Origin of the sequence: Brevundimonas sp. (genome assembly GCF_023259385.1) — a bacterium.
Classification (GTDB): Bacteria; Pseudomonadota; Alphaproteobacteria; order Caulobacterales; family Caulobacteraceae; genus Brevundimonas.
Genome location: NZ_JAHFPF010000353.1, coordinates 1 through 2,306, shown reverse-complemented (window position 1 = coordinate 2,306; position 2,306 = coordinate 1). Strand labels below are relative to the sequence as shown.

The 2,306-nt window shown below is 67.9% G+C and carries 3 protein-coding genes; 2 read left to right on the top strand and 1 reads right to left on the bottom strand.

Annotated elements, in window-relative coordinates:
• The coding region (locus Q0C81_RS18125) for an ATP-dependent helicase (protein WP_291841214.1) at nt 1-1,733 on the bottom strand (1,733 nt) is incomplete at its 3' end.
• 128 nt (nt 1,734-1,861) lie between these two features.
• Between Q0C81_RS18125 and Q0C81_RS18120 the strand changes: the two genes are divergently transcribed.
• Nucleotides 1,862-2,062, top strand: a complete 201-nt coding sequence (locus tag Q0C81_RS18120) for a hypothetical protein (RefSeq protein ID WP_291841212.1) — start codon at nt 1,862-1,864, stop codon at nt 2,060-2,062.
• Between the two features lie 2 nt (nt 2,063-2,064).
• Nucleotides 2,065-2,306: hypothetical protein (locus tag Q0C81_RS18115; RefSeq protein WP_291841210.1), on the top strand; the 242-nt coding region annotated here is incomplete at its 3' end.

The following is a 2,306-nucleotide window of genomic DNA, read 5'->3' as shown; positions in this document are numbered from 1 at the left end:
AGCCCCTTGGCCCCGTGCAGGGTCATGATCTGCACCGAATCCGCGCTCTCACCCCGGTCCAGGTCCATGACCAGGGAGACGTGTTCCAGATAGGCGGTCAGGCCGTCGAACTGCTGCATCGACTGCGTCAGCTCCTTGAGGTTGTCGAGCCGGGTCTGGCCGGTGGCGCGGTCGGCCTTCTGCATGTCGGTGTAGCCGCTCTCTTCCAGAACGGCCTCGGTCAGCTCCCAGTGGCTGGTGGTCTGGGCCAGGGCCCGCCAGCGGTCGATGTCGCGGATGAAGTTGGAGAAGGCCGTGCGCGTGCGCGCCTGAAGCTCGTCGGAACCGATCAGGGCGCGCACCGCCGTCAGGGCCGGGACGCCATTTTCGCGGGCGATCTGCAGCACCTTCTGCACGCTGGTGTCGCCCAGCCCTCGCTTGGGCACATTGACGATCCGCTCGAAGGCCAGGTCGTCATCCTCGGACAGGATCAGGCGCAGGTAGGCGTGGGCGTCGCGGATCTCGGCCCGTTCGAAGAAGCGCGGCCCGCCGATGACGGTGTAGGGCACGGCCAGCATGACGAAGCGCTCTTCGAACGCCCGCATCTGGAACGAGGCGCGCACCAGCACCGCCATGTCCTTGTAGGCCACGCCCTGTTTGCGGGCGGTCTCGATCTCGTCGGCGATCAGCCGGGCCTCGGCCTCGCCGTCCCACACGCCGCGCACCCGGACCTTGTCGCCGGTCTTGTCCTCGGTCCACAGCGTCTTGCCCAGACGGCTGCGGTTGGCCGCGATCAGGCCCGAGGCCGCGCCCAGGATGTGGTGGGTCGAGCGGTAGTTGCGCTCCAGCCGGATCACCTTGGCGCCCGGGAAGTCCCGCTCGAAGCGCAGGATGTTGTCCACCTCGGCCCCGCGCCAGCCGTAGATGGACTGGTCGTCATCGCCGACGCAGCAGACGTTGCCGGTCGAAGAGGTCAGCAGGCGCAGCCAGAGGTACTGGGCCACGTTGGTGTCCTGATATTCGTCGACCAGGATGTAGCGGAAGCGGCGGCGGTATTCTTCAGCGATATCCGCATGCTGCGACAGGATCGTCAGATTGTGCAGCAGCAGGTCGCCGAAGTCGCAGGCGTTCAGGCTGACCAGCCGGGCCTGATAGGCGGCGTACAGGGCGTGGCCCTTGCCGTTGGCGAAATCCTCGCTGGGCGGCAGCTTGTCGGGCGTCCAGCCGCGGTTCTTCCAGTGGTCGATCAGGTTGTTCAGCGACTTGGGCGTCCAGCGCTTGGTGTCGAGGTTGGCGGCCTCGAGCAGCTGTTTGCAGACCCGTTCCTGATCGTCGGTGTCCAGGATGGTGAAACTGGACTTCAGCCCGACCAGCTCCGCGTGCCGGCGCAGGATCTGGGCGGCGACCGAGTGGAAGGTGCCCAGCCAGCGCAGACCCTCGGCCGAGGGGCCGATCAGGTGGGTGATCCGTTCGCGCATCTCGCGCGCGGCCTTGTTGGTGAAGGTGACGACCAGCAGTTCCCACGGCCTGGCCCGGCCCGTGGCCAGGATGTGCGCCAGCCGGGTGGTCAGCACCCGCGTCTTGCCCGTGCCCGCGCCGGCCAGGACCAGCACCGGTCCCTCGGTGGTCTCCACCGCGTCGCGCTGCTCGGGGTTCAGCCCCTTCAGATAATCGGGCGCGGCCGAGGCCGCGAGGCCGCCGGGCCCGTGCGAGCGGGCGAGGTCGGAAATACGGGGGGGAGCGGAATCGGTCATGGGAACCGGGAGAACATAAGGAGACCGGAGACGCTTGTCAGCCGTCGCGATCAGAAGCGTCCGGAACCGTAACGGCCACGCCTCCGTTCCTTGCCCCGGGACAGGGTCAACAACAGGAGGGTCATCGCATGGCCGAGAACACCAACACCAGCGGCGGCGGCAACACGGGCCTCGCCTTCATCGTCGGCGGCCTGGTCGTCGTGGTCGCCGTCATCGCCATCTTCCTTTTCACCCGCGGCGGCCTGCCCGGCGGTGAGACGAAGAAGGTCGATGTCGACATCAACGTGCCCGAGGTTTCGGCCCCGGCGGCGCCCTCGACCGGGAACTGACCATGACCGATCCCAATGTTCCACCGCCCGAGCGGCCGGTCGTGCATCACACGACCGTCAACACTCCCGCGCCGCGCAGCGGGGGCGCCGGCTTCATCGGCTTCCTGGTCGGCGGCCTGGTCGTGGTGGTGATCATCATCGGGGTCGTCCTGCTGACGCGGGGCGGCGGCGTCGAGACGCCCAACGGAACCGATGTCGAGATCAACGTTGATATGCCGCGTCCGACGCTGCCTGACGCGCCGAG

Coding starts and splice junctions, on each gene's coding strand:
- Q0C81_RS18120 (WP_291841212.1), top strand. CDS start 1,862: ATGGCCGAGAACACCAACACCAGCGGCGGCGGCAACACGGGCCTCGCC.